Origin of the sequence: Mycobacterium sp. E2462 (genome assembly GCF_001672685.1) — a bacterium.
Taxonomy (GTDB): domain Bacteria; phylum Actinomycetota; class Actinomycetes; order Mycobacteriales; family Mycobacteriaceae; genus Mycobacterium.
On the sequence record NZ_LZKC01000133.1, the window covers coordinates 1 to 4,691 of the forward strand.

The window sequence follows — 4,691 nt, forward strand, 5'->3', positions numbered from 1 at the left end:
GCGGCGTGCGGGCGGGGGTGGCGGCGGCGCCGCCGCGGCGGCGCTGGTGTCGCTGTCGTCGGACCGTCCGGCCATCCCGGCGCCGCACCGGCCGAGCGTCACCGCGGCGAGCCCGGCGTCGCAGCTGCCCGCCGCGGCGCCGAGCGCGCCGCCCCAGGTGCTGGTGCCCGCGCCCAGGTCCACCACGTCGCCGGCGGCGTTGGCCGCCGCGAGCAACCCGATCGACGTGCGCGTCCGCAGGCTGAGCTCTCCCCCGCGGGCCGCCAGGGCCAGCGCTCCGCAGGCCGCGGCCGCGGCGGGCTCCGCCGGGGTGAGCAGCTCGGTGCGGCCGTGTATCGAAAGTCGTTCGGTGATCAGTGGTATCCGCGCGCCGCCGCCCACCATGACCACCGCGGCCAGGTCCGACCAGTTCCGGCGGTTACGCACCAGCATGTCGTCGAAGGCGTAGATGAAACCGGTCAGCCGGTCCGAGATCATGTCTTCGAGGTCGTCTCGGCGCAGCGTCAGGCTGCACGTGCGCCCGCCGAGCTCGGCGGTGATCTCGGTGACGACCTCGTCCGACAGCCGCTCCTTGGCCGCCCGGCACTGCTCCCGGAGCTCGGTGAGCTGGCCGACGGCGGCCGTGCTGGCCGGGTCCAGGCCACTGCCCCGACCGCGCTCCTCGAACATCCGCAGCAGTAGTTCCTGGTCGATCTCGTCTCCTGAGAACGCCCCGTAACGCATTGTGGCGCTGACTAATTCGAAGTCACCGGCGACGTTGACCAGCGTGGCGGACGTGCCGCCGCCCCCGAAGTCCATCAGCGCCACGACACCCTCGGCGGGCAGGCCGAGGTCGGCCTTCACCGCGGTCAGCGACGCGATGGCGTCCGACATCAAGCGCGGCGCCATGCCGCTTCGAACGAATCCCAAGTGGGTGCGCAGACCGTCGCGCAGCGCCTGCACCGTGCTGGGTTTCCAGTACGCGGGCACCGCGATCGCGATCTCCGAGCTGGCCGCGTCCGCCCCGGCGGCCACCACCATCGCGTCCAGCGCCTCGACGGTGAGCAACTCGGGCTCGTGTGCCGACCCGTCCGCCGATACCAACGCGACCGAGTCACCGATGCGCTCGACGAAATTGCGCATCAGCACGCCGGATTCGGCGAGGTACGAAGTATCCTCGAGTGCACCAACTTTCGGAGCACAGTGCGGATAAAGGGTAAGCACCGACCGGCGGGTAACCGGTGGGCTTCCATCACGCGCAGCGACCAGGTTCGTGGTCCCGATCGACAACCCTAGTGGGTCGTACATAGAGCGAATACTTTCGTCTATAGGGGTCGGTGGCCAGCGCTAACGATAGCCGTGGACACGCCCAAAGCCGATGGGTTGCAACATCATCGGTATATGGTCGATGCGGTTGCGTCACCGAAGTGGTACCGCAAACCCCTTGACAGAACGTGGATTCGGCTCAGACGACGGTGAGCGGCAAAGAACGTCTCGGTTCGAATTGGAACGTCGACCCGCCACTTACCTTGGTGACCGCCACTTCTGGCAATTCCCCGGCGGCGGCGTCGCTTTCGACGAATTCGGCGGTCCAATCCGTGTCGGTGCCGCCGACACGGACCTCCACACGCGGGTCGACCCCGGTCGCGATCGCCTGCAGCGGCTGCACCGAGGCCGGTGAGCACACGGCGATCCAGGCGCCGTCGTCGTGTGCCGGTGACGGCTCGACCATCAGCCGGTTGTCGGCCACGTGGGCGACGACGTAGCCGGCAGGGTTGAGCAGCGGGTGCAGCTCCAGGACCTGCCGCACGCCGTCGAGGCCGCCCGGCAGGTCCAGCGCACGCCGGATCCGCTCGGCGGCCAGCCCGGCCACACCGACGAGGCCGCGGGTGCAGATGGAGGTCGCCTGCGCCTCGTCCGTCGCGCGCTGGCGCACCGCGATGGCGAACGACAGGTACAGCAGATGCATCTGCAAGCAGACCTCGTCGGCGATGCGCACCAGCGCCGAATGCGAGTACGCGTCGAAGTCGAAGTCGCTCAGCAGCGGCCCCGAGTAGTCGCAACGCCCTTCGTCGGAGGTGTCGATGTCGTCGAGTTGCCAGTTGGCGGCGCGGGTACGGCTGACGATGTCGAGCGCCGGAATGCTCTGGGCCTCGGGGTAGGACTCGTCGATGATCACCGTCCACGCGCAGTGCGGGTGGCGGTCGGCCGGTTGCCGTGGCGGCCGGTGGATCGGGCGGACCTGCGCGCGCGCGTTGGTCGCCACCGCGGTGGCGTCGAACGTCGGGTCCTCGATGGTGTGGCACATGCCGAAGACGTAGTCGGGGCCCATCGGCTCCACGTCGAGCAGCGCGCCGCAGTGGTCGAGGTGGAATTCACCGTGCCAGCGGTCGTGCACGGTGTAGCGGAAATCCATGAATTGCGGTGGGGCGCCGATGTCGAGCTGCAATCCCTTGAAGATGGTCGGCACGTCGACGCCTTCGTAGCGCAGCGCGCGCTGCATGCGTCGGGTGTAGAGGGGGCTGGCGCCCGCCCACTCCTCGATGGCGATCTGCACCATCTCGTCGCGGCCGAAAGCGCTGATGCACCAGGCCATTCCGGAACGATCGATCATCTGGCCGATGAGTAGCAGTTCGGGGACCAGGACGGCGAGCTGCGCACGCGTCAACCGCGCGTAACGGGAGAGGGCCACGGCCCAAAAATAGACCCGACTATGTTATAAAGTCAACAATGTCCAGTGTCACCCGTACGCCGCCCACCCGACGCACCAGCGCGCCCCGCAAGCGCGGGGACGACACCCGCGCGCGGATCATCGACGAGACGGTCCGCTGCATCACCGAGGAGGGCTTCTCCGCGGCCACCGCCAAGCACGTGGCCGAACGGGCGGGCGTGACGTGGGGGGTGATCCAGTACCACTTCGGTGATCGCAACGGCCTACTGATGGCCGTCGTCGACGACGGCGTGGCCAAGCTGATCGAAAGCCTGTCCGCGGCAGTCGTCAGCGAGCTGCCGTTGCCCGAGCGGATCGAGGTCGTCATCGACACCGCGTGGTCGTGCTACAGCAGCCCGACGTCGCTCGCGGCGTTCGAGATCCTGCGAGCGAACCGCAGCACCCCGAGCGCGGCCTCGCGGCGCCACCTGCTCGAGATGAACGCGGCCGTCGCCCAACTCGGCCGGCTGATCACCGAGGACCCCGCGAATGACGGTGTGGCCGAGGTGATTTGGGCGGCGTTGCGGGGCGTCGTGCTGGTGCAGATGATCGTCGGTGCGCCGGTGGACTGGCAGCGGGAGCGGCGCGCGTTGATCGAGATGGTCACCGGGCACCTGCAACGCTCGCCCGGCCCGCGCGGCGCCAACCCCGATGTGCTGCAATGACCAGATGAGCCCCCGTGACCCGGCCGCCGATTTCGCCGATATCGAAGCCGTCAAGCAAGTCAAATACCGCTACCTGCGCGCGTTGGACACCAAGCGCTGGGACGAGTTCGCCGACACGCTGACCGACGACGTGCAGGGCGACTACGGCTCGTCGGTGGGCGAGGAACACCACTTCACCAACCGCGTCGACCTGGTCAACTACATGCGCAAATCGCTTGGGCCGGCGGTCATCACCGAGCACCGGGTCACCCACCCGGAGATCACCGTCACCGGCGACGAGGCCACCGGCGCCTGGTATCTGCAGGACCGGGTGATCGTCGCCGACTTCAACTTCATGCTCATCGGTGCGGCCTTCTACCGCGACACGTATCGACGCACCGAGGACGGCTGGAAGATCAGCGCCACCGGATACGACCGCACCTACGAGGCGACGATGTCGTTGGCGGGGTTGGACTTCAAGCTGACACCCGGGCACGCCCTGGACTGACGGCGGGTCACTTGGTGATCGCGATGACCGCGCCGGGGCGCAGCCACTTCATGATCGACACCAGCTGGGCGTCGTCGACGGCCACACAGCCCTCGGTGGGCTTGCCGTCGGTGGTGTGAAAGAAGAACGCGGCGCCCCCACCCGGGGTCTTGTTCTTGTTGACCCCCATCACGACAGCGTGCTTGTACTGCGGGATCTGCAGGTTCTCGCTGTCGGCGGTGTTGAACGGGCACTGCGCCTTCTGGCACATCTGCATCGAGTTGAAGGTGGGGCTGTGGTCGTCGCCGCTCCACCAGTAGTTCGGCCCCACCACCTGGGTGTAGGGCAGCCCGGTCCCGGGATTCGCCGCCGTACCGAAGGCCGAGTCGAGGCTGTACACCCCCATCGGGGTGGCCGGCACGTTGCTCTTGGCCTGCGGGGCCATGCCCGCCGAGCCGACGTGCGTCGGAATGCCGCTGCGCAACGACTGCCAGCCCGCGCCCGAGCGTTGGAAGATCTCCATGGTGGCGTTCGAGCCACCGGTGCTGACGACCGAAACCACCTGCGTGGCATTGCCAACCGCGTTGGCGAACCACGGCGCGCCGGCCGCGGCGCTACTGGGTGCCAACCCCAGCGAAACGAGGACAACGCACGCCGCGGTGCACAGTGAGCCCAGCAGTCGACGCATAGACTCCATCGTCGAACCGGCATGAGCTTGGGGTCAAGTAAAGCTTCAGACCCGGTTGGGTCACCGCGTCGTGACCAAATGCCCGTCGGCACAGCCGTTTCCCGGCCCGCCTGCCGAACACGTCCCGCGTCGCGGGCGTCTCCAGCGCGACGACCAGCAGCTCAGCGCACTCGAGGATCGCCT

The 4,691-nt window shown here is 68.3% G+C and carries 5 protein-coding genes; 2 read left to right on the forward strand and 3 right to left on the reverse strand.

Translation table 11 applies throughout. The features are described from left to right. Together A5714_RS06245 and A5714_RS06250 are read right to left on the reverse strand one after the other, a co-directional pair. A partial coding sequence (locus A5714_RS06245) for an Hsp70 family protein (protein WP_156747192.1) occupies nt 1-1,287 on the reverse strand: 1,287 nt, incomplete at its 3' end. A gap of 157 nt (nt 1,288-1,444) precedes the next feature. Next, nucleotides 1,445-2,671, reverse strand: coding sequence for a hypothetical protein (locus A5714_RS06250; RefSeq protein ID WP_068283847.1), 1,227 nt, complete (start codon nt 2,669-2,671; stop codon nt 1,445-1,447). Nucleotides 2,672-2,709: 38 nt separating this feature from the next. Here A5714_RS06250 and A5714_RS06255 point away from each other — a divergent pair, with 38 nt between their 5' ends. Continuing rightward, on the forward strand, nt 2,710-3,354 hold the full coding sequence (locus A5714_RS06255; protein ID WP_068283850.1) for a TetR/AcrR family transcriptional regulator: 645 nt from the start codon (nt 2,710-2,712) through the stop codon (nt 3,352-3,354). Then, nucleotides 3,341-3,841, forward strand: coding sequence for a nuclear transport factor 2 family protein (locus tag A5714_RS06260; RefSeq protein ID WP_068283856.1), 501 nt, complete (start codon nt 3,341-3,343; stop codon nt 3,839-3,841). The genes A5714_RS06255 and A5714_RS06260 overlap by 14 nt, the downstream gene beginning before the upstream one ends. A gap of 7 nt (nt 3,842-3,848) precedes the next feature. Here the strand turns inward: A5714_RS06260 and A5714_RS06265 are convergent, their stop codons facing one another. Further along, complete coding sequence (locus A5714_RS06265; protein WP_068070214.1) at nt 3,849-4,508, reverse strand: L,D-transpeptidase; 660 nt, start codon at nt 4,506-4,508, stop codon at nt 3,849-3,851. Nucleotides 4,509-4,691 lie beyond the last annotated feature (183 nt).